Annotated in this window: 20 protein-coding genes; all 20 read right to left on the bottom strand. The window is 66.6% G+C overall.

What is annotated here, in order from left to right; translation table 11 throughout:
- Nucleotides 1–90: 90 nt before the first annotated feature.
- The 20 genes from ACYQ26_RS09615 to ilvB all read right to left on the bottom strand — a co-directional run bounded on the left by ACYQ26_RS09615 (nt 91) and on the right by ilvB (nt 20281).
- Nucleotides 91–537 (bottom strand): PTS fructose transporter subunit IIB, encoded by a 447-nt coding sequence (locus ACYQ26_RS09615; RefSeq protein ID WP_459808678.1) that lies wholly within the window; start codon nt 535–537, stop codon nt 91–93.
- The gene (ptsP, locus tag ACYQ26_RS09610; protein ID WP_459808677.1) at nt 534–2288 is read right to left on the bottom strand and encodes a phosphoenolpyruvate--protein phosphotransferase; all 1755 of its coding nucleotides are present in this window, start codon (nt 2286–2288) and stop codon (nt 534–536) included. The genes ACYQ26_RS09615 and ptsP overlap by 4 nt, the downstream gene beginning before the upstream one ends.
- On the bottom strand, nt 2285–2599 hold the full coding sequence (locus ACYQ26_RS09605) for an HPr family phosphocarrier protein (protein ID WP_459808676.1): 315 nt from the start codon (nt 2597–2599) through the stop codon (nt 2285–2287). Before ACYQ26_RS09605 ends, ptsP begins: the two co-directional genes overlap by 4 nt.
- Complete coding sequence (locus tag ACYQ26_RS09600) at nt 2599–3060, bottom strand: PTS sugar transporter subunit IIA (protein WP_459808675.1); 462 nt, start codon at nt 3058–3060, stop codon at nt 2599–2601. Before ACYQ26_RS09600 ends, ACYQ26_RS09605 begins: the two co-directional genes overlap by 1 nt.
- Before the next feature lie 25 nt (nt 3061–3085).
- Entirely contained in the window at nt 3086–4195 is a 1110-nt protein-coding gene (locus tag ACYQ26_RS09595) for a PTS fructose transporter subunit IIC (protein WP_459808674.1), read from the bottom strand.
- A 28-nt stretch (nt 4196–4223) separates the two neighbouring features.
- Nucleotides 4224–5132 carry a 1-phosphofructokinase gene (gene pfkB / locus ACYQ26_RS09590; RefSeq protein ID WP_459808673.1) on the bottom strand — a complete coding sequence of 303 codons (909 nt, stop codon included), beginning with the start codon at nt 5130–5132 and terminating at the stop codon, nt 4224–4226.
- Nucleotides 5129–5890: an HTH-type transcriptional regulator GlpR gene (glpR, locus tag ACYQ26_RS09585; protein ID WP_459808672.1), complete on the bottom strand. Its 762-nt coding sequence runs from the start codon at nt 5888–5890 to the stop codon at nt 5129–5131. The genes pfkB and glpR overlap by 4 nt, the downstream gene beginning before the upstream one ends.
- 94 nt (nt 5891–5984) lie before the next feature.
- Nucleotides 5985–6155 (bottom strand): hypothetical protein, encoded by a 171-nt coding sequence (locus tag ACYQ26_RS09580; RefSeq protein ID WP_459808671.1) that lies wholly within the window; start codon nt 6153–6155, stop codon nt 5985–5987.
- The gene (locus ACYQ26_RS09575; RefSeq protein ID WP_459808670.1) at nt 6152–7288 is read right to left on the bottom strand and encodes an ABC transporter ATP-binding protein; all 1137 of its coding nucleotides are present in this window, start codon (nt 7286–7288) and stop codon (nt 6152–6154) included. Before ACYQ26_RS09575 ends, ACYQ26_RS09580 begins: the two co-directional genes overlap by 4 nt.
- A gap of 48 nt (nt 7289–7336) precedes the next feature.
- Nucleotides 7337–8257: a carbohydrate ABC transporter permease gene (locus tag ACYQ26_RS09570; RefSeq protein WP_459808669.1), complete on the bottom strand. Its 921-nt coding sequence runs from the start codon at nt 8255–8257 to the stop codon at nt 7337–7339.
- Nucleotides 8254–9183 carry a carbohydrate ABC transporter permease gene (locus tag ACYQ26_RS09565; RefSeq protein WP_459808668.1) on the bottom strand — a complete coding sequence of 310 codons (930 nt, stop codon included), beginning with the start codon at nt 9181–9183 and terminating at the stop codon, nt 8254–8256. The genes ACYQ26_RS09570 and ACYQ26_RS09565 overlap by 4 nt, the downstream gene beginning before the upstream one ends.
- 40 nt (nt 9184–9223) lie before the next feature.
- Nucleotides 9224–10519 (bottom strand): ABC transporter substrate-binding protein, encoded by a 1296-nt coding sequence (locus ACYQ26_RS09560; RefSeq protein WP_459808667.1) that lies wholly within the window; start codon nt 10517–10519, stop codon nt 9224–9226.
- A 279-nt stretch (nt 10520–10798) separates the two neighbouring features.
- Nucleotides 10799–11779 (bottom strand): isocitrate/isopropylmalate dehydrogenase family protein, encoded by a 981-nt coding sequence (locus ACYQ26_RS09555; RefSeq protein WP_459808666.1) that lies wholly within the window; start codon nt 11777–11779, stop codon nt 10799–10801.
- Between the two features lie 71 nt (nt 11780–11850).
- Complete coding sequence (locus ACYQ26_RS09550) at nt 11851–14193, bottom strand: S8 family serine peptidase (protein WP_459808665.1); 2343 nt, start codon at nt 14191–14193, stop codon at nt 11851–11853.
- A gap of 163 nt (nt 14194–14356) precedes the next feature.
- Nucleotides 14357–14992 carry a 3-isopropylmalate dehydratase small subunit gene (leuD, locus tag ACYQ26_RS09545; protein WP_459808664.1) on the bottom strand — a complete coding sequence of 212 codons (636 nt, stop codon included), beginning with the start codon at nt 14990–14992 and terminating at the stop codon, nt 14357–14359.
- Nucleotides 14989–16416, bottom strand: a complete 1428-nt coding sequence (leuC, locus tag ACYQ26_RS09540; protein ID WP_459808663.1) for a 3-isopropylmalate dehydratase large subunit — start codon at nt 16414–16416, stop codon at nt 14989–14991. Before leuC ends, leuD begins: the two co-directional genes overlap by 4 nt.
- Nucleotides 16413–16700 carry a DUF7989 family protein gene (locus ACYQ26_RS09535; RefSeq protein WP_459808662.1) on the bottom strand — a complete coding sequence of 96 codons (288 nt, stop codon included), beginning with the start codon at nt 16698–16700 and terminating at the stop codon, nt 16413–16415. Before ACYQ26_RS09535 ends, leuC begins: the two co-directional genes overlap by 4 nt.
- A 17-nt stretch (nt 16701–16717) precedes the next feature.
- Nucleotides 16718–17776, bottom strand: a complete 1059-nt coding sequence (ilvC, locus tag ACYQ26_RS09530; RefSeq protein WP_459808661.1) for a ketol-acid reductoisomerase — start codon at nt 17774–17776, stop codon at nt 16718–16720.
- Nucleotides 17769–18455 carry an acetolactate synthase small subunit gene (gene ilvN, locus ACYQ26_RS09525; protein WP_459808660.1) on the bottom strand — a complete coding sequence of 229 codons (687 nt, stop codon included), beginning with the start codon at nt 18453–18455 and terminating at the stop codon, nt 17769–17771. Before ilvN ends, ilvC begins: the two co-directional genes overlap by 8 nt.
- On the bottom strand, nt 18452–20281 hold the full coding sequence (gene ilvB, locus ACYQ26_RS09520) for a biosynthetic-type acetolactate synthase large subunit (protein WP_459808659.1): 1830 nt from the start codon (nt 20279–20281) through the stop codon (nt 18452–18454). Before ilvB ends, ilvN begins: the two co-directional genes overlap by 4 nt.
- Between the last annotated feature and the right edge of the window lie 267 nt (nt 20282–20548).

Here is a 20548-nt window from a genome sequence, read left to right as displayed (position 1 = left end):
GCAGTCGCCGTCCGTGCCGAGCGCCGCAAACGGAGTAGCGGAGGCGTGGTTTACCAGAGAGATGACGATGTCGGTTCTCGCGACGGACACTCAAGAGAAAAAGTGCTTGAGGCGCGCGACCAGTCCCCGCGATTGCTCGGGTTGATCGTCGGCAGTCTCCGCGGAGTCGCCCGCCGGTTCTCGGCGGCTATCCGGCGATACGTCTGGTTCAGCGACCGCCCCATTGTCGCGCGCCGCTTCGATGGCCCGCTCGAGGAGTGTCTCCGCGTCGGTGACGGCCGCTTTGACCGGCGCGTCGACGACGGGCGTCCCCTCGCCCGCGAACCGGTCGCGGTCGACGGCCGTCTCCGCGGCGACGATGACCGCGTCCGCCGTCTCGATGTCGTCGCTCGAGAGTTCGTTTTCCCGTCCCATTGCACCCCGGACTTCGACGAGAATCTCGTGGCCGTTCGCCGTCGCGACCCGCTCCAGATTCTCGGCCGCCATCTGGCTGTGTGCGATCCCCGTCGGACAGGAGGTTACTGCGACGAATTTCATCGATTCGTCTCACCCCCATTGCGCTCGTCGCCGGCGTCGTCCGCCACCAATTGACTGCAGACGGCCTCGACCGTAGTCGCGCTCGTCGCTCGATCCGCCAGCGACGCCGCCTCCGTCGCGTCGATTTCGGATATGGTTTCCTTTACCGTTGGAATCGTGGCCGCGCTCATGCTCAGTTCGTCGAGTCCGAGCCCGACGAGCAACTCCGTCAACTCGGGGTCGCCCGCCATTTCGCCGCACATCGCGACTCGGACGCCGGCGCCGTGTCCCGCTTCGACCGTCCGCTCGATCGCCCTGAGAACGGCGGGTTCGCGGGGATCGTGGAGATCACCGACCCGATCGTGCTCTCGAGCGGCCGCCATCACGTACTGGGTGAGATCGTTCGTCCCGATGCTAAGGAACTCCACTCGCTCGGCGAGATCGGCCGCGGAGAGCGCCGCGCTCGGCGTCTCGATCATGACGCCGAGTTCGGGGAGTTCGTGGTCGACACCCGCTGTCTCGAGCTCGTCCGCGACGGACTCGACCGCGGCCAAGGCCGCCTCGAGTTCCGGTACGGTCGCGACCATCGGGAACATCACGGAAAGCGTCCCGGGTCCGGCGGGCGCCGCCCGGAGGAGGGCTCGAAGCTGCGTCTCGAAGAGGCCGGCGTCGGGCCCGAGCGAGCGGCGGATGCCGCGCTCCCCGAGGAACGGGTTGTCCGACTCGCGGGCGTCGACGTACGGGAGCGACTTGTCGCCGCCGACGTCGAGCGTCCGGACGACGACCCGCTCGTCGGGGAACGCCTCGAGCGCCTTTCGGTAGGCCTCGTACTGCTCGTCCTCGCTCGGCGGCGCCTCGCGATCGAGAAAGAGGAACTCGGTTCTGAACAGGCCGATCCCGTCGGCCCCTCGTCGGACGGCGTCCTCGAGATCGGCGGGCGTACAGACGTTGGCGGCGACCTCGATCGACTTCCCGTCCGCCGTCGAGACGGGGGCCTCGCGAACCTCGAGGTCTCGGCCGCCCGTCGTTCGCTCGCGTCGCCTGTCGTCGGGATCGACGATCACGGCACCGTCGTCGCCGTCCACGAGAACGGTTCGATCGTCGTCGATCGCCTCGAGCGCGTCGCCGGCGCCGACGACGGCGGGAATCCCCAGCGAGCGGGCGAAAATCGCCGCGTGGGAGGTTCGGCCTCCTTCGACGGTTGCGAAGCCCGCGACGCGCTCGGGATCGAGCCGCGCCGCGTCGCTGGGCGTCAGCCGATCGGCGAGGAGGACGGTCCCCTCGGGCACGCCGGTCAGGTCGAGACGGTCGTCGCCGATCAGGAGCCGCAGGAGCCGATCCCGAACGTCGCGCAGGTCGTCGGCGCGCTCGCCCGTCCGCCCCTCCATGTTCGCAAACCGTTCGATCGGGTCCGCGAACGACCGCTGGACCGCCCGTTCCGCCGAACACCCGTCCGCGATCGCCGCCTCGATGCCGTCGACGAGCTGCGGATCGTCGAGAAGTCGCTCGTGGACGTCGAACACCGCCGCTTCCTCCTCGCCGACGCGTTCGGCCGCCCGATCGCGTTCGCGCTCGAGTTCGTCGCGAGCCTGCTCCCGTGCGTCGTCGAATCGGTTGCGCTCGACCGCCGGGTCGGTCGCGGCGGACGCCGACGCTCGGGCCTCGAGTTCGGCGTCGGTTCCGGGATCGTACCACTCCGCGGTCCCGACGTTCGCGAGCCCGGTGACTCCTATCCCCTCGATTCGCCGGCTCGGCGGCTCGTTTTCGGTCATGATAGTAGCTCCTCGAGCGCATCGAGCGCCGCCGTCGCGTCGTCGCCCGTCGCGACGAGTCGAACGTCGTCGCCGCTCGCGACGCCGAGGCTCGTGACCGCGAGGACGCTCGTCGCCGCGACTGGATCGTCGTCGCGGTCGCCGTTACGGTTGTCGTTGTCGGCGTCGCCGGCAGGCGCGATCCGGACCTCGGCGTCGAACTGTTCAACGGTCTCGACGACGTTCGCGGCCGGACGGGCGTGGAGGCCCTCGTCCGTTGCGACGGTGACGGTTCGCGCCCGCACTCGTTCTCCGACGCGATCTCCGTCCATCACGCGATCGCCCCCGCGAGCGTCCGTCGGGCGACAGCTTCCGAGTCCGCCTCTCGCAACGCCGCTCGTACCTCCTCGTGCATGAGCGCGCGGGACAGCGAACTGAGTATCTCGAGGTGCTCGTCGGTCGCCCCCGTCGGCGCGAGCAACAGAAACAGTAAGGTCGCCGACTCCCCGTCGGTCGTCTCGACGTCGACCCCCTCGCTCGAGCGAGCGAACGCGATCGTCGGTCGGTCGACGGCGTCGGTCTTCGCGTGGAAGAGGCCGATCCCCTTCCCCACCCCAGCGCCCATCTCCGCCTCGTGAGAGCGAATCGCCTCGAGGGCTTCGTCGCGGTCCGTCACGCGGCCCGCGTCGACGGCGCGATCGAGGAGGTACTCGATACACCCGCCCTTGTCCGTCGGCGGCTCCCGGAGCGTGATCAACTCCGGCGCGAGTACGGCGTCGATCTCGTCGTCCATAGACGTAGTATACCGTTAATGATGTTTAGTCGTTCTTCCGTGCGGTCGCGACTGCGGCGTCATCGACGTAGTCCGGTTTGAGCACCGTTACGATTGTGGCCGTGAGGACCGTTCCGAACGCGAGACAGGCCAGGAACAGCGCCGGACTGTTACTGAGAATCACGACGAGGATGCCGCCGTGGGGCGCGGGCATCGTCACGCCGAGCCACAGCGCGAGCGCGGCCGCGGCCGCGCTCCCGCAGACGACGCCGGGCACCACCCGTTGAGGGTCAGCGGTGACGTACGGGATGGCGCCTTCCGTGATGAATGACAGTCCCATCGGTACCGCAGCCTTCGCCTTCGAATAGCGGTCATCGGGGTACTTCTGCGGCGCGACGACGTTCGAGAGCGCGAGACCGAGCGGCGGCACCATTCCCGCGATCATCACCGCGGCCATCGGCGCGTAGATCTGCTCCGGGAGCAGGATCACGCCGAAAACGTACGCGATTTTATTGACGGGACCGCCGCTGTCGATCGCGACCATCCCGCCCAGCACGGCGCCGAGCGCGAGCGCTTCGAGGCCGACCGCGTCGCGGACGATCTCGATCAGCCACTCGAGCGCGAGCGCGGACGGCGGCGCGAGAGCGAAAAGCGCGACGGGCGCCAGCAGCCCGGTGACGAGGACCGGAACGAGGAAGACGGGAACGAGCGGCTCGACGGCGTTCGGCACGTCGCGATCGTCGATCCAGGCGACGGTTCCCCCCGCGAGGAGTCCGACGCCGAGCGCGCCGAGGTAGCCGGCCCCCGTCTGTCCCGTCTCGATGCCCACGATCAGTCCCGCTTGCTCGACGATCGCTCCCTGCTGGACGAGCGCAGTGAGAACGAATCCCGGTGCGAGACCCGGCCGATCGGCGATCGCGTAGGCGACGTACGCGCCGAAAACCGGAACGGCGAACTCGAAGCTCGCCCGGCCGATCGCCGCGAGAAACCACGCGAGCGTGCCGGGTTGCTCGAGCGCCCCTGTCTCGCCGACGAGACGAGCGACGGCGAGGAAGACGCCGCCGACGGTGACGAACGGAACCATGAAGCTCACGCCGGTCATGAGATCGCGTCGAACGGACGCGAGGTGGTCGGAGAGTGTAGACGTGACGGTCATTGGCACAGCGTTGGAGTCGCCGAACCGATCACCTCGTGAACAGCGGGACGTCGGTCGAATCCGAGCGGAGGCCGGACATCTCCGGGACGGTCGTGCCCGGCACCGACACGACTTCCGCGGCGACCGTGACGCCCATTCGGAGCGCGGCGGTGCCGGACTGCCCGCGCGCGAACGTCGACAGGATGCCCGCGAGCAGGGCGTCGCCCGCCCCGACGGTGTCGACGACCTCGACGTCTCGAGCGTCCGCCCGGTATACGCCCTCGGGCGAGGCCAGCAGGGCGCCGTCGTCCCCCAGCGACGCGACGACGTGTTCGAACCCCTCCTCGCGGAGCGCCTCGGCCGCTTCGACGCACTCCTCGTCGGTGTGGACCGGCATCCCGGTCGCGGTTCCGAGTTCGCGGCGGTTGGGTTTACAGAGGAAGTAGTCGCTCTGGAGTCCCTTCAACAGGTCGCCCTGGACGTCGACGACGGTGCGCCACGACCCGGCGCGAGCGATGCGGTCGATCGTCGCCGGCCCCAGGTTCGGCGGGAGGCTGCCGGCGATGACGACCATCTCCGGATCGTGTTCGCGAACCTTGTTGACCACCTCGCGGACGGTTTCCTTCTTGACGTTGTGTCCCGACTGGTTGACCTTGTACTCCTCGTCGTCGGTGAGGATCGTCGTGTTGAGACGCGTACAACCCCCCATCTCGACGAAGTCGTTCGGAATCTTCTGGCGGGAGAGTTGATCTTCGATGTACGAGCCGAGAAACCCGCCCATCAAGCCGGTCGCGGTCGACTCGACGCCGAGTCCGGCAAGGTACTTCGAGACGTTGATCCCCTTTCCGCCGGGGTCGTACTGGGACATGCTCGCCCGTTTGACCACGTCGGGCTCGAGGTCCCCCTCGACGGTGATCGTGTGATCGACCGCCGGATTTAGCGTGACGGTGAGGATCACTCTCTCACCCCGTCGACGACGTCGACGCCGGCGGCCTCGAACGGCTCGCGCTGGTCGTCAGTCAGGGTCGTTTCGGTCACGAACACGTCGACATCCTCGAGGTCGGCGAAGTTGACGAAACTCCGCTGGTCGAGTTTCGAGCCGTCGGAGACGAGCACGACCCGCTGGGACTTCTCCACCATCAGCGACTTCATCCGCGCTTCGTCCTCGTTCGGCGTCGTCAACCCGGCCTCCGGATGGATGGCGTTCGTCCCGAGGAAGACGACGTCGAAGTTCGTCCGCTCGAGGAACTCCTCGCCGGTCGGCCCCACGAGCGCCCAGGTCTGCTCGCGAAGCGTGCCGCCGGTGAGTTTGACGTCGCCCCGTTCGCCGAGTTCCATCGCGATCAGCGGCGAGTTCGTCGCGGCGATGAACTCGGTGTCGGGTGCCGCCTTGGCGACTTCCATCGTCGTCGTCCCGGAATCGAAGAAGACAACCTGCCCCCTCCGGATCTCCTCGGCTGCACGCGTTCCGATCGCCTGCTTCGCCTCGAGGTTTTGGACCTGTTTCTGGCTGTACGTTCGTTCCTCGGCGACGCTCGAGGCGGGAATCGCGCCGCCGTGCGAGCGTTCGATCAGCCCCTCGTCCTCGAGGTCCTGGAGGTCGCGGCGGATCGTCGCCTCGGAGACGCCGAGTTCCTCGGCGAGTTCGGTGACGGTCTGTCCGTTCTCTTCCGAGACGACGTCGACGATTTCGCGTTTCCGTTGTTTGGGTAGCATGACTCGGCGGGGAGAGATATCCGTTTATCGACTATTGTTCAGCCCGTGACCTTATTTGTTTGTGATCGATTACGTTTATTGCTGCCGACTGGGGCTATCGAGCGGAGAGAATCGCGAGCGCCAGCGTGACCATCGCCCCGATACCGGTGACGAACGCGGCGCCGTAGACTCCCCGAAGGTAGTTGTACACCGCAGCTCCGACGAGCGCAACACCGATCACTAACGGAACGAGCTCCGCGATGGATTCGGTGTCGATCGTCGTCACGCGACTTGCTCCTCTTCGGCGGATTCGGCGGTCGCTTCGCTTTCGGCCCGCTCGAACGTGAGCGACTCTCCGGAGGCTGCATCGAAGTAATGCAGCGAGCGTCGATCGAACTCGACGCTGACGCGGTCGTCGACCTCGATCGGGCCGCCGGGCTCGACCGACGCCTTCATCGTCGTCTCGTTGCCCAGCCCGAGCTCGAGAACCGTCTTTTCGCCCTGCGGCTCGACGACGTTGACCGTCGCCGGGAGTCCGTCCGGCCGCAGCGTCACGTCTTCCGGACGGACGCCGAGGACGACCTCGTCGCCGACCGACCCCTCGAGCGCCCACTCGAACTCGTCGGGCACCTCGTGTTCGAACGCGCCGAGATCGATCGCGTAGCCGTCGTCGGTCCGGCGGACCGTTCCCTCGAGAAAGTTCATGCTCGGCGAACCCAGGAAATCCGCGACGAACATGTTTCGCGGGTTGGAGTAGACGAACGTCGGCGGCCCGACCTGCTGGACCTTCCCGTCGTTCATGACGGCGATCTGGTCGCCGAGCGTCATCGCCTCGACCTGGTCGTGGGTGACGTAGACTGTCGTCGTCGAGAGCTTGTCGTGGAGCTTGTTCAACTCGGCGCGCATCTGGACGCGCAGTTTCGCGTCCAGGTTCGACAGCGGTTCGTCCATCAGGAAGACGTCCGGGTTCCGGACGATGGCGCGACCGAGCGCGACCCGCTGTTGCTGGCCGCCCGAGAGTTCGGCCGGCTTCCGATCCAGCAGTTCGTCGATCTGGAGGAGACTCGCGGCGTCTTCGACGCGCTCTTGAATCGTCTCCTCGTCAGCGCCCTGCTGTTCCAGCCCGAAGCGCATGTTCCCGCGGACGGTTTTGTGCGGGTAGAGCGCGTAGTTCTGGAACACCATCGCGATGTCGCGCTCGTAGGCGCGCTGGTCGTTGACGACCTCGTCGCCGATCCTGATCGTCCCCTCGCTGGCGCGCTCGAGGCCGGCGATCAGCCGCAGCGTCGTCGTTTTGCCACAGCCCGACGGGCCGACCAACACGGTGAAGCTCTCGTCGGGAATCTCGAGGGAGACCCCGTCGACGGCGACGATGTCGTCGAACCGCTTGACGAGGTCGTCGAGTCGTACTTTAGCCATCGATACCACCGCCGTAGATAGTGTGTCGTCGTTGCATTGATTTTGAACTCATTCTTTCACCGCCCCCTGCGTGAGACCGCTCACGATATACCGCTGGAAGAACAGCCCGAACAGAATGCCGGGCAGCGCGGCGATCATGCCGCCAGCGGCGAGGTGTGACCAGTCGATGAAGTCGTCGGCGACGAACAGCGAGACGGCGATCGGGAGCGTCTGTGAGGCTTCGCTCCGGGTGAGCACCAGCGCGAAGATGAACTCGTTCCACGAGAAGATGAACGCGAGGATCGCCGTCGCCGCGATACCGGGCTTGGCGACCGGCAGGACGATCTTCACGAACGCCTCCCAGGTGGAACAGCCGTCGACCTTTGCCTGTTCGTCGAGCGACTCCGGCACCCCGTCGAAGTAGTTCTTCATGATCCAGACCGCGAACGGCAGATTGAAGAACGTGTACGTCAGGATCAGCGCCACTCGCGTGTCGGTGAGGTTTCCGGTCAACCCGCCGATTAGCGGCGGACTCGACATGATCTGGAAGAACGGCACGATGAGCGCGATCGGCGGGATCATCCGCGCCGCCACGATCGAGAGCAACAGCGCCTTGTTCCCCAGGAAGTCGTACCGGGAGAACGTGTACCCGGTCATCGTCCCCAGCGTGACGCAGATCAGCGTCGTCGTCGACGCGACGATCAGGCTGTTGAGCGTGTACGTCTCGAACGGCCGATTCCGGAAGATGTCGATGTAGTTCTGGACCGTCGGATCGTGCGGGAAGAACGTAATCGGGATCGAGAGGACCTCGCTCTGGGTCTTCAGGCTCGTGATGAAGATGTAGTATATCGGGAACCAGATGACGATCACGTACAGGAGCAAGAGCCCGTACGCGACCAGGCGTTCCCTGACGACGCTCGGCCACGCGTCGTCCGCGTTGAGGCCGAGGCGTTCGGCGAATCGATTGACGTGTGAATCTTTCGTGCTCATGAGTCGTACGGTGTCCCTCCGAAGATCGTGTACAGGATCGCGACGATGGCGAACGTAACCGCGAGCATGATGACGCCCAGCGCGGCACCTTCGCCGGTTCGCTGGAACTGCATGGACGTGCGGTAGAGCCAGGAGGCCCACACCTCAGTCGCCTTCCCGGGGCCGCCCTGGGTCATCACCCACACCAGGTCCAGCGCCCTGATGTCGAAGATGATGCGGATCGTCAGCGCGACCAGGATCGACGGCTTCAGGAACGGATACGTCACGTTCCAGAAGCGCGACCAGCGACTCGCGCCGTCTACTTCAGCGGCGTCGTACAGCTGCTCCGGGACGTTCTGGAGGCCTGCGAGCAGGATGATTACGATAAACGGCGTGAACACCCAGATGTCGGCGATGATCAGCGCCATCATCGCGAGCGTGCCGTCCGAAAGGAAGGCGATCTTCTCCGAAAGCAGGCCCGACTGGACGAGCAACCCGTTTATCGCGCCGTTTTGCGCCTCGAACATCCAGCGCCACATGAGGCCGCTCATCACGTACGGGAGGATCCACGGGACGATGACGGCCGTCCGGAACCAGCCTCGACCCTTGAGGTCCTTGTTCAACAGGATCGCGATCCCGAGGCCGAGCAGGAACGAAAGGGTGACGCTGAACCCGACGTAGACGAGCGTGTTCTTCGTGAACGCGACGAAGTTCGGGTTGAGTACCTCCAGCGTTCCGCCGGGGTTGAGGAGGATACGCCGGAAATTCCGGAGCCCCACGAACTCGGTCTCCCGGGTGAGCGGGTTCTCCCAGAAGAGACTCGACCACAGGAGCCGAGCGGTCGGGTAGACGATGATCGCCGCGATCCAGATCAGCGTCGGGCCGACCGTCAGTGGGATGAACAGTCGGTCAAGCGTTCGACGTAACGATTTTTCTGACGTCTCCATATATGATATGTAAGGGGATAGTCGATAGCTGTACGGCCACTTACAGGAGCCCGATGTCCTGATAGAGACGCGTAACGTTCGCCTGTGCGTCCTCGAGCGCCGTCTGCGGATCCTTCTCGCCGAGCAGCGCCGGCGTGATCTGTTCGTCGATGTAGTCGTCGACCTGCGGCTGCTGGATGTAGGTCTCGCTCATCGCGTGCTCGAGGTTGTACTTCATGTCCTCGAGGAGCCACGAGGGGTACTGCTCCTGGACCTCGTCGTCCTCGTAGACGTCGGGGACGACGCAGGGGTTCCCCTCGACGAGCATGTTGTTCTTACAGGACTCTCGAGTCGTCATGAACTCGGCGAACCGCTGGGCTGCGGCCTTCTTCTCGGAGAACGCGGAGATGCTGATCCCGTTGGTGTCCTGGAAGGTCGCGCGGCCGCTCGGTCCTGCCGGCGGTCGCGCACTGCCGACGCGCTCTTCGCCCCACTCGTCGATCGCGCGCGAGCCGAGCGGCGTCCACGATTCGACGGTAGCGAACTCGCCGGCGATGAACGCGTCGCCGACCGCGCCTTCGCCCATGCTCGAGATGCCGTCGGGGATGATGTCCTCGTCGCGGAGCTGGGTGATGAACTCCATGACCTGCTGGCCTTCGTCGCCCGCGAACACCGGCTCGTTGTTCTCGTTGAACAGCGAGCCGCCGGCCTGGTAGAGCAGCTGCTTGAACGTGAACACGGACTTGTCGGCCCACGTGAGGCCGAACCCGGACCGACCGTCGCTGCTCAGTTCGGGCCCCCGCTCGAGGATTTCGTCCCACGTGTCCGGCGGCGTCTCGACGACCTCCGTGTCGTAGAGGTACGTGCCCCACTTCCCGAACTCGGGCGCCATGTACGGGTCGCCGTCGAAGCTGACGAGGTCGACGAGACTGCCCGGGAACTTGCTCATGTGGTCGTCCGAGAGATCGAGCGGCTCGAGCCAACCGGCGTTGACGAAGTCGGCGAGCCACCAGGTCGGGCCGTTGAACGCGTCGACCTTCGGACTCTGGCTGTTGAAGATCGTCGTCAGGCTGGTTTTCAGGTTCGCCCACGGAACCTCGTTGACGTTGACCGTAATGCCGGTCTCCTCCTCGAACCGTCGAATATTGTCCTCGGTCCCGGGGTCGAACTCGAGGCTCCCCGCGTTGTAGAACGTGATCTCGTCGGCCATCTCGCCGTCGCTGGTCCCGCTTCCGCTGCTGTTGCCGTTGCCCCCATCCGAGTTGCCGGTACAGCCAGCGAGCCCAACGATGCCGGCGGCGCCGAGTGCGCCACTCGTTTTGATAACCGTTCGCCGTGACTGCCGTTTGCGTGGCATACTCCCCCACATCAAAGTGATTAATAATAAAGTTTGCGTAATTTCGTTTGTGATCTACTATATATGAGCGTAATTAATAGCCAGGGGCGCAGTCATGATGATAATATATTTACATGTAAGCACTGGTGGCTCAGCGTGAATTGGGAGAAAATAACCAGAACAGAGGACCTATACGCCAATATCGGTGTGGAACGACGGAACGCGCTCGGCAGGGATAGCTACCACCGGCAAAGCTCGCCCGACACGAACAATCACTCGCAGTCAAAAACGAAAGAGCCGCTACAGTCGCTCGATGATCGCGTCCGTCACGTCCTCGGTCGAGGCGTCGCCGCCCAGATCCGGCGTGCGCGGGCCGTCCTCGAGCGTCGCCTCGACGGCCTCGTGGACCGCCTGTCCCTCCTCGTCGTAGCCGAGGTACTCGAGCAACATTGCGGCGGAGATGATCGTCGCGGCCGGGTTCGCGACGCCCTCGCCGGCGATGTCGGGCGCGGTACCGTGGACGGGTTCGAACAGCGCGCGCTCGGGGCCGACGTTCGCGCTCGGCAGGAGGCCGAGGCCGCCGACCAGCCCCGCGGCCAGATCCGAGAGCACGTCGCCTGCGAGGTTCGGACAGACGATGACGTCGAACTGCTCGGGGTCGAGGCAGACGTGCGTCGCGAAGGCGTCCATCAGTACCTCGTCGGTTTCGACGCCGTTCTCGTCGGCGACGCGCTTGATCGTGTCTCGGAACAGCCCGTCGGTCTCGCGCATGACGTTGGCCTTGTGCGCGATCGTGAACCCGTCGTAGTCGTTGTCCGCGACGTACTCGCAGGCGAACTCCCCGAGTTGCTCCGAGGCGGATTCGGTGATCACGCGAGTGAGCGTCGAGACGTCCTGCGTCAGGCGGTCCTCGATCCCCGAGTAGACGCCCTCGGTATTCTCCCGGAGGAAGACGAGGTCGGTCTCGGGGCGGACGGCGTCGACGCCGGGGTAGGCCTTCGCGGGCCGGATGTTGACGAACGAGTCGACCGCGTCGCGCAGCGGCAGGATGACGTCGGCCGCGGTCTCGCCGGCCGCGCCGAACAGCGTCGCGTCGGCCGACGCCGCGAGGTCGTAGGTCTCCTGGGGCAGCGCCTCGCCGGTCTCCGCCGCGACCGCGTCGCCGGCCTCGGCCTCGACGAACTCGAAGTCGACCTCGAGCGCCTCGAGGACCTCGACGGCTGCGGGGATGACTTCCTGTCCGATTCCGTCGCCAGGAATGACGGCGATTTCGTGAGTCATGCCACAACGTCTCGCGGCGGGGGAAAAGAGGGTATCGATACACTGAGATCGGACGGGATCGGTCGCGACCCTCACGGCTCGCGAACGCGCCGCCACGCGACGACGCCGCCGAGGACAGCACACAGCGCGAACAGCGCGGCAATGGTGCCGGTCACGGGAATCGGGACCGGCGCCGAGAGCGAGACCGTCACGCTCGCGGTCTCGGCGCTCGCGACGGGACCAGTCTCGACGGCGTTCGACTCGAACGCCGATGCGGCGGCTTCGACGGTGTACGACGCGCCCGTTCCGGGAATGACGACCTCGAGCGTCCCGTTCTTGCTGGTCGTCGCGTCTGCGTCGAACGCGGCACCGTCGTCGCGTTCGACCGTCACCGTCGCGTTGCCGATCGGCTCCCCGTCTTCCGTCCGGACGGTGACCGCGAGCGCGGCGTCCCCGCGGAGGGTCACCGACTCCTCGAGTCGGTCGGTGCCTGCGAACGAAACCGTTTGCTCGGTGTCGACGTATCCCGCCACACTGACCCGGAGCGCGTACTCACCCCGCGTCGGCACGTTCTCGAGGCGGTACGTGCCGTCGCCGACGTGCGTTCCGGCGTAGGTTCCCGTCGACGGCGACCCGTTCGCCGTGACGGTCGCCTCGCCGATCCCGTCGCCGAAGTGGGCGTCCGTCACGTCGACCTCGATCGTCCCGCTGCCGGCGAGCGCGACGTCGACCGTCGTCGTTTCGTCGGCGGGTACGGTCCGGGTCTCGGTGACCGCGTCGTACCCGTCGCGCTCGACGACGACGGCGTATTCCCGATCGCCGGCCAGGCCGGGGATCTCGTACCGGCCGTCCGAGTCGGTGGTCGTCTCGCGGCTCTCGCCGTCGGCGACGACTTCGACGGTCGCGTTCGCGATCGGGGCACCGGTTTCGGCGTCCGTCACCGTCCCCGAGAGCGTCGCGTACTGACCGACCGCGTCGATCCCCGCGTAGGCGTCGACGATCCCGTCCCCGTAGCGGGTATCTTTTTCCGACGGAACGTCCTTCTCGTCCGGTTTCCAGGCCGTCTCCTCGAGCGCGCGCCTGATCTCGTCGGGCGTGAGATCCTCGGCGGTCGCGGACTGCATGAGCGCGACCGTACCGGCGACGTGTGGCGCGGTCAGACTGGTCCCCGCACTGGTTCGATAGCCACCGCCTGGCTCCGCGCTCCGAACGCCCGTGCCGGGCGCGACGACGTCGGGAACGACGTACGAGTCCGGCCAGCGAGCGGGCGCGTCGCCGCGCCACTCGTCGGCGGTGTCGATCTCCTCGCCGCCGGAGAACGCGGGTACGTCGTTCGACCGATCGACTGCGCCGACGCTGATCACGTCGTAGGCGTTGCCCGGCGACAGCGACGTCCCCTCGCCGCCGTTGCCGACCGCGCCGACGACGACCGTGCCGGCCTCGCGGGCGTTCTCGATTGCGTCGACGGAGGCGCTGGTGTGGCCGTCCCACCCCAGACTCAGACTGATAACGTCGGCGTCCTCCTCGAGCGCCCACTCCATTCCGGCCAGGATCGTCGAGGAGCGCCCGCCGCAGCGCTTCCGCCCCTCGCACTCCGTCATGACGGCGCCGTGGAGCAGCGTCGCGTCGGGCGCGACGCCGATGTGGGTCCCGCTGGCGTTCCCGCCGCCGACGACGCCGGAGACCAGCGTCCCGTGGCCGTCGTAGTCGATCGGTTCGGGCGAGGGGTTCTCGTCGAAGTCCTTCCACTCCGCGACCTCGATGTCCGGGTGATCGCCGTCGACGCCGGAGTCGAGTACGGCAACTCTGACGCCCTCACCCCTGGTTTGGAACGCGTCCCAGGCTTCGGGCGCGCGGATCTTCTCGAGGCCCTCGGTGTACTTCCGGCTCGAGGACGTTCCAGCGGCCGCCAGTTCGGCCTGCGTCGCCGTCGGACCGTCCGCGCTCGACGCCGGTGGACCAGCCACCGCGGAACTCGAGACGACGCTGTTCGCCTCGATCCGCGTCACACCCTCGAGTCGCGCGAGGGCCGTCAGCGACGCGCGCTCAGTATCGACCGTCACGAGGGCGGCGTTCGCAATCCAGAAGGACCGCTCGAGCGTGACGCCGTCGGTCACGTTCGCGTACCGCTCGAGGGGCCGCTGGGTCACCTCGGCGTGGGCCTGCCGCGCGGCGATGGACGTGTCGGCGTCCGCCTCGAGCGAGTCGGTCGCGTTGAACGCTGGGAATCGAACGAGAACTGTCACGGTGCCGGTCGCGGCCTCGAGTTCGCCGTCGATCGGCGCCGCGGTATCGGCCCCCGGATCGACGGAATCGGCAGATAGAGAGTCGGCGGCCGCACCGGTGGTCAGCACCGTTCCAGGCGCGACCGCGACGAACAACGCAAGTGCGACGAGCGTCATCAACAGTACCCGACCCGTCGGTACTCGAGACATTATCCGGACGGAGACAGTCTGGGCGGTTAAACGTAGCCGTCGAACTGAACACCGTACTATTACGTCGACGACGGAACGGGGACCGGTCGCTCAGAGTGAAAACGGTGGCGGAAGGAATCGTCGATCGCCGACTCGAGTCGAACCGCTGAAAACGAGTATCCGGCTATTCGGCTTCGGGAATCGCCGCGTCCTCGACGTACGGCAGTTCCTCGGCCTTCTTGCGGACTTCGCCGGCGTTGGACTTCATCAGCGCCGTCGTGTCCCAGACGCCCTCGACTAGGGCCTTGCGCTGGGCCTCGTCGACGGTCACGTCGATGGTCTGCCCGCCGTAAGTGACCTCCTCGGCTTCGACGTCGATCTCGATCTCCTCGTCGGGGTGCTCGTCGACCCAGTCCTGCAGTTCCCGGATCGTCTCGCTGTCGGCCGTGACGGTCGGAATACCGAGGGCCAGACAGTTGCCCGCGAAGATCTCGGCGAAGCTCTCGCCGATGATCGCGTCGATGCCCCAGCGCATCAGGGCCTGGGGCGCGTGCTCGCGCGAGGAGCCACAGCCGAAGTTGCTGTTGACGACCATCACCGAGGAGTCCTGGAACCGGTCCTCGTTCATCGGATGGTCCTTGGGGTTGTCGTCGTCGTCGAACCGGACGTCGAAGAACGCGAACTCGCCCAGCCCGTCGAAGGTGACGACCTTCATGAACCGCGCGGGGATGATCTGGTCCGTGTCGATGTCGTTCCCGCGGATCGGGATGCCCGACCCGGAAACGTAGTCGACCTCGGGGATCTCGACGTCGTCGCTCATTGCGCGGTCACCTCCGCTTCCGGCAGTTCGCGAACGTCGGTCACTTCACCTTCGATCGCCGCCGCGGCGACCATCCGCGGGTTCATCAGGACGGTGCGCCCGTCCTTGCTCCCCTGGCGGCCGATGAAGTTCCGGTTCGAGGAGGAGGCGCAGGCCTCGTCGCCCTCGAGCTGGTCCTCGTTCATGCCGAGACACATCGAGCAGCCGGCGTTGCGCCACTCGAAGCCGGCCTCCTCGAAGATGTCCTTCAGGCCTTCCTCCTCGGCGGCCTGCTGGACGCGCTGGCTGCCGGGCACGACCATCGCACGGACGTCGTCGTGGACCTCGCGGCCCTTGACGACCCGGGCCGCGCGGCGCAGGTCCGGCAGACGGGCGTTCGTACAGGAGCCCAGGAAGGCGACGTCGATGTCGTACCCCTCCATCGTGTCGCCGGGCTCGACGCGCATGTGCTCCTGGGCACGTCGGGCGGTGTCCTGCTTCTCCTCGGGCAGTTCCTCGGGCGCGGGGATCGGATCCGTGATGCCGATCCCCTGGCCGGGGGTCGTGCCCCAGGTGACGACCGGCTCGAGTTCGTTCGCGTCGATGCGAACGATGTCGTCGTACTCGGCGTCCTCGTCGGAGCGGATGGACTCCCAGTAGGGCTTCAGTTCGTCGAAGCGCTCGGGGTTCTCCTGGAAGTAGTCCGTCTCTTTCAGCCACTCGTAGGTGGTCTCGTCGGGATTGACGTAGCCCGCGCGAGCGCCGCCCTCGATGGACATGTTACAGATCGACATCCGACCCTCCATGCCCAGCGACTCGATGGCCTCGCCGGCGTACTCGTATACGTAGCCGACGCCGCCCTCCGTACCGAGTCGGCGGATGATCTCGAGGATGACGTCCTTGGCCTCGACGCCCTCGCCGAGTTCGCCGTCGACCTGGATCTTCCGTACCTTCTGTTTCTCCATGGCGACGGTGCCCGTCGCGAGCACGTCCCGGATCTGGCTGGTGCCGATCCCGAACGCGAGCGCGCCGAACGCGCCGTGGGTCGAGGTGTGGGAGTCGCCGCAGACGATCGTCTTGCCCGGCTGCGTGAGGCCCTGCTCCGGTCCGATGACGTGGACGATCCCCTGATCGCCCGTCGTCGGGTCCGAGAACTCGATGCCGGCCTCGCGGACGTTCTCCTCGAGTTCGGCCATCATCTCCTCGGCCGCGTCCTCCTCGTAGGGGCGGGACTGGTCGGCCGTCGGGACGATGTGGTCGACCGTCGCGTGGGTCAGGTCGGGGTAGGCGACCTCGAGGTCGCGCTCGCGGAGCATCCCGAACGCCTGCGGACTCGTCACCTCGTGGATGAGGTGGAGGCCGACGAACAGCTGGTCCTGTCCGGTCGGCAGCGTCGTTACTTTGTGTCGATCCCAGACCTTGTCGTACAGCGTGCCTTCGCTCATTCCTCGTCCTCTACAGGGGTTCGTTTCCGTTTCCCGCGTTCGAAGACGCGGTTCGCGTCCTCGGCGTCGTGGGGCGGGGTGTGGTCCACGTCCGCCATCGTGGTCTCTCCGTCTCGCTCGTCCGTTCGGTCGTCTGTCGCGTCGGCCTCGGCGTCAGCCGGCCGGCCGCCGTCCGCCGCGACCGTCGGGCCGCGGCTGAACAGTCGGCCGGACGTCTCCCCCGTGTAGGGGTGGGTATGGCTGACGTCGGCCATCGTTTGCGCGTCGTTTGCGTTGTCGTTCATAGTGTCATCTCACCGAGTTAGTCGTCCGCCTGCACCTGGACGGACTCGTCCTCGTCTTCGGTCTCGCTTTCCTCCTCGGCCCACGCGAACAGCGCGCGCAGGCGCTCGCCGACGTCCTCGATCTCGTGGTTCTTCTCGGCCTCGCGGAGCTGGCTGTAGGTGGGTCGGTTGGCCTGGTTCTCGAGGATCCACTCGCGGGTGAACTCGCCGTTCTGGACGTCCTCGAGGGCCTCCTCCATGTTCTCGCGGACGTGCTCGTCGACGATCTCGTCGCCGCGGGTCAGCCCGCCGTACTCGGCGGTGTCGGAGACCGAGTCCCACATCTCGCCGAGTCCGCCTTCGTACATCAGGTCGACGATGAGCTTGAGTTCGTTGAGACACTCGAAGTAGGCGATCTCGGGCGAGTAGCCGGCGTCGACCAGCGTCTCGTAGCCGTGTTTGACCAGGGAGGCGACGCCGCCACAGAGGACGGCCTGTTCGCCGAACAGGTCGGATTCGACCTCCTCCTGGAACGTCGTCTCGATGACACCGGCGCGGGTGCAGCCGATGCCCTTCGCGTACGCCAGCGCGCGGTCCTGCGCGCCGCCGGTGGTGTCCTGGTAGACCGCCAGCAGACCGGGCGTCCCCTCGTCGTTCTCGTAGTTCCGGCGGACGAGGTGGCCCGGACTCTTAGGCGCGACCATCGTCACGTCGACGTCCTCGGGGGGCTGGATCTGGTTGTAGTGGATGTTCAGCCCGTGGGCGAACTGCAGCGTGTCGCCGCTCTCTAAGTTCGGCTCGATGGCGTTCTCGTAGACGGCCGGCTGGACGGTGTCGGGCACGAGCACGGAGATGTAAGAGGCCTGCGCGACCGCTTCCGCGGGCGTCACGACCTCGAGCCCGTCCGCCTCGGCGGCCGACCGCGAGGAGGAGTCCTCGCGGAGGCCGACGACCACGTCCACGCCGCTCTCCGAGAGGTTCTGCGCGTGGGCGTGGCCCTGGCTACCGTAGCCGAGCACGGCAACGGTGTCGTTCTCGAGCGTCGATACGTCTGCGTCGTCGTCGTAGTAAATCTCGGTGGTGAATTCGTCAGTCATCGGTAGTCGTCTGCGGTTGGGTCTGCTGGTTCGCCTCGTCGGCGGTCGATTCCGCTGTCCGCGAGTCGGCCCGCGCGGCCGTCTCGTCGGTGCCGCGAGCGAGCGCCGTCGTCCCGGTCCGGGAGATCTCCCGGATGCCGAACTGGCTGAACGTCTCGATCGCGGCCTCGATCTTCTGGCGCGCGCCCGTGATCTCGAAGGTCGCCGTCTCGGGACTCGAGTCGACCGTCGTCGCGTCGTACATGTCCGCGACGGCGCTGACCGCTGCGGGATCGTGGGCGTCGACCTTCACGAGCGCCAGTTCCCGCTGCATCGCGTCGGGCTCGAGCTCCCGAACGGAGACGACCGGCAGTAGCTTCCGGAGCTGCTTTTTGATCTGGTCGATCCCGGGGTCGGGTTCCTCGACGACGACCGTGATGCGGGCCCAGTCGTCGTCCTTCGTCGGCCCGACGGTCAGGCTCTCGATGTTGAACTGCCGCCTCGAGAACAGCCCCGAGACCTCCGCGAGCACGCCGGGCTCGTGTTCGACCAGCGCCGAGATGACGGTCCGGCGCGGCTCGTGGGTCGCCTCGACCTCGGGGTCGATGCGGATCCCTTGCTTGTTGCGCCGGCCCTCCGGCGAGGGGCGTTCCTCGGGTGCCGGTCCCTCGAGTCCGCGTTCGAACTCGTCGCCGCTCATAGCTGGTCCTCCGTCAGCGCGAACTGGCCGTTGTCGCCGCCGCTGGGAACCATCGGGTAGACGTTGGCCTGCGGGTCGATGTGGACGTCGATGACCGAGGGCCCGTCGTACGCGATGGCCGATTCGATGGTGTCGGCGACCTCGTCGTAGTCGTCGATGCGGTACCCCTGCGCGCCGAAGGCTTCGGCGAGCTTGTCGAACTCCGGCATCCAGCCGTAGTCCGACGCGGAGTGGCGCCCGTCGAAGAAGGCGTCCTGCCACTGGCGGACCATCCCGATGTACTCGTTGTTGAGCACCGCGACGGTGATGTCGAGGTTCTCGCGGACCGCGACCGACAGCCCCTGCAGGGTCATCAGGAAGGAGCCGTCGCCGTCGACGCAGATCACTTCCTGATCGTCGTCGGCCGCGACCCGCGCGCCGATCGCCGCGGGCAGGCCGTAGCCCATCGTCCCGAGCCCGTGGCTCGAGACCCACGTGCGCGGCTCGGTGAACGTCCAGTACTGGCAGGCCCACATCTGGTGCTGGCCGACGCCGGTCGTCACGATGGCCTCGTCGCTCGTGGCCTCGTCCAAGGCCTCGACGACGAACTGCGGCTGGACGGGTTTGTCCTCAGGCGTCTCGTAGTCCATCGAGTACTCCGATTTCCACTGCTGGCACTGCGCGCGCCACTTCTTCGCCTGCGGCGACTCGTCGACCGCCTCGGCCAGTTGCTCGACGACGGTCTCGGCGTCGCCGACCAGCGGATAGTCCGCGTAGATGTTCTTCGAGATCTCGGCGGGGTCGATGTCGACGTGGATGACCTCCGCCTCGGGGGCGAAGGTCTCGATGCCGCCGGTCAGGCGGTCGTCGAACCGGGTGCCGATGCCGATCAGCGTGTCGCAGTGCGTGATCGCCATGTTGGCGTAGCCGGTGCCGTGCATCCCCGCCATCTCGAGCGAGAGCTCGTGATCCTCGGGGAACGCGCCGAGGCCGGGCATCGTCGTGATGACCGGAATCTCGTGCTCGATGGCGAACTCGCGGCAGGCCTCGCTGGCCTCGCCCTTGATGACGCCGCCGCCGAGCAGCATGACCGGCCGCTCGGCGTTCTCGATCCGTTCGGCCGCGGCTTCGACGATCTCCTCGTCGGCCCGTTCCTGGACCTCGTAGGTGTCGGGCGTCTTCGGCGCGTCGGGCTCGGCGTCGGTGTCGGACTTGGTGACGTCCTTGGGCAGGTCGACCAGCGTCGGCCCCGGTCGACCCTCGCTTGCGAGCGCGAAGGCCTCGCTGACGTCAGTGCCGACGCGGTCGGGCTCGGACGCGAAGGTGTTGTTCTTCGTGATCGGCGTCGTGACGCCGGTCGTGTCGGTCTCCTGGAACGCGTCGTTGCCGACGAACTCCGTCGGAACCTGACCGGTCAGCGCGACCAGCGGATCCGAGTCCATGTCGGCGTCGGCCAGGCCCGTCACGAGGTTCGTCGCGCCTGGGCCCGAGGTCGCCAGGCAGATCCCGGGCTTGCCCGAGACGATGCCGTAGGCGTCGGCCGCGTGGGCCGCGCCCTGCTCGTGGGCCATCGTGATGTGCGTGATCTCGGAGTCGTAAAGGGCGTCGTAGACGGGCATGATCGCCCCGCCCTGCACGCCGAAGGCGTACTCGACGCCCGCGTTCTCCAGCGCGCGGACGACGGCCTCGGCGCCGTTGGTGACCGGCTCGGGCGTCGTCTCCGACGTCGAGTCGGCCTCGGGCTCGGGTTTGGCGGCGTCGGGCGCCGCGCTGTCCGTGATCTGGTCGTCTGGCTGTTCCTCCTCCTCCGTGTCGGCTGGTGTGACCGGTGTTGCGCGTTCGCTCATCGATTCTCCCCCGCCGCGGTGCGGCGAGCAGCTGTCGTTGCGGGTCCGTGTGGACGGTACGGTGTCATCTGTTGCGTGCGTGGTCGCTCTGAAAACGGTGCGAACCTGAAACCGGAGTGACGACGGACTAGTAGAGGTGGGGCTATACAGCCCCTACAATACGAATCGGAGCGAGCGCGCTGATGCCGACCGTGCGAGCCGACAGCGTCGCGCTGTTCGTCATTACCGACAATGTAGGCCGTTCGACCTACATAATCTTTGTGAGTC

Source organism: Halopiger thermotolerans, assembly GCF_054654555.1.
Note: the sequence above shows the minus strand (reverse complement) of the source record. Positions and strands in the feature narration are given on the sequence as shown.

Bases quoted from the DNA above. Each gene is read 5' to 3' on its own strand.
- ACYQ26_RS09615 (WP_459808678.1), bottom strand. From the start codon at position 537: ATGAAATTCGTCGCAGTAACCTCCTGTCCGACGGGGATCGCACACAGC.
- ptsP (WP_459808677.1), bottom strand. From the start codon at position 2,288: ATGACCGAAAACGAGCCGCCGAGCCGGCGAATCGAGGGGATAGGAGTC.
- ACYQ26_RS09605 (WP_459808676.1), bottom strand. From the start codon at position 2,599: ATGGACGGAGATCGCGTCGGAGAACGAGTGCGGGCGCGAACCGTCACC.
- ACYQ26_RS09600 (WP_459808675.1), bottom strand. From the start codon at position 3,060: ATGGACGACGAGATCGACGCCGTACTCGCGCCGGAGTTGATCACGCTC.
- ACYQ26_RS09595 (WP_459808674.1), bottom strand. From the start codon at position 4,195: ATGACCGTCACGTCTACACTCTCCGACCACCTCGCGTCCGTTCGACGC.
- glpR (WP_459808672.1), bottom strand. From the start codon at position 5,890: ATGCTACCCAAACAACGGAAACGCGAAATCGTCGACGTCGTCTCGGAA.
- ACYQ26_RS09575 (WP_459808670.1), bottom strand. From the start codon at position 7,288: ATGGCTAAAGTACGACTCGACGACCTCGTCAAGCGGTTCGACGACATC.
- ACYQ26_RS09570 (WP_459808669.1), bottom strand. From the start codon at position 8,257: ATGAGCACGAAAGATTCACACGTCAATCGATTCGCCGAACGCCTCGGC.
- ACYQ26_RS09565 (WP_459808668.1), bottom strand. From the start codon at position 9,183: ATGGAGACGTCAGAAAAATCGTTACGTCGAACGCTTGACCGACTGTTC.
- ACYQ26_RS09560 (WP_459808667.1), bottom strand. From the start codon at position 10,519: ATGCCACGCAAACGGCAGTCACGGCGAACGGTTATCAAAACGAGTGGC.
- ACYQ26_RS09555 (WP_459808666.1), bottom strand. From the start codon at position 11,779: ATGACTCACGAAATCGCCGTCATTCCTGGCGACGGAATCGGACAGGAA.
- ACYQ26_RS09550 (WP_459808665.1), bottom strand. From the start codon at position 14,193: ATGTCTCGAGTACCGACGGGTCGGGTACTGTTGATGACGCTCGTCGCA.
- leuD (WP_459808664.1), bottom strand. From the start codon at position 14,992: ATGAGCGACGACGTCGAGATCCCCGAGGTCGACTACGTTTCCGGGTCG.
- leuC (WP_459808663.1), bottom strand. From the start codon at position 16,416: ATGAGCGAAGGCACGCTGTACGACAAGGTCTGGGATCGACACAAAGTA.
- ACYQ26_RS09535 (WP_459808662.1), bottom strand. From the start codon at position 16,700: ATGAACGACAACGCAAACGACGCGCAAACGATGGCCGACGTCAGCCAT.
- ilvC (WP_459808661.1), bottom strand. From the start codon at position 17,776: ATGACTGACGAATTCACCACCGAGATTTACTACGACGACGACGCAGAC.
- ilvN (WP_459808660.1), bottom strand. From the start codon at position 18,455: ATGAGCGGCGACGAGTTCGAACGCGGACTCGAGGGACCGGCACCCGAG.
- ilvB (WP_459808659.1), bottom strand. From the start codon at position 20,281: ATGAGCGAACGCGCAACACCGGTCACACCAGCCGACACGGAGGAGGAG.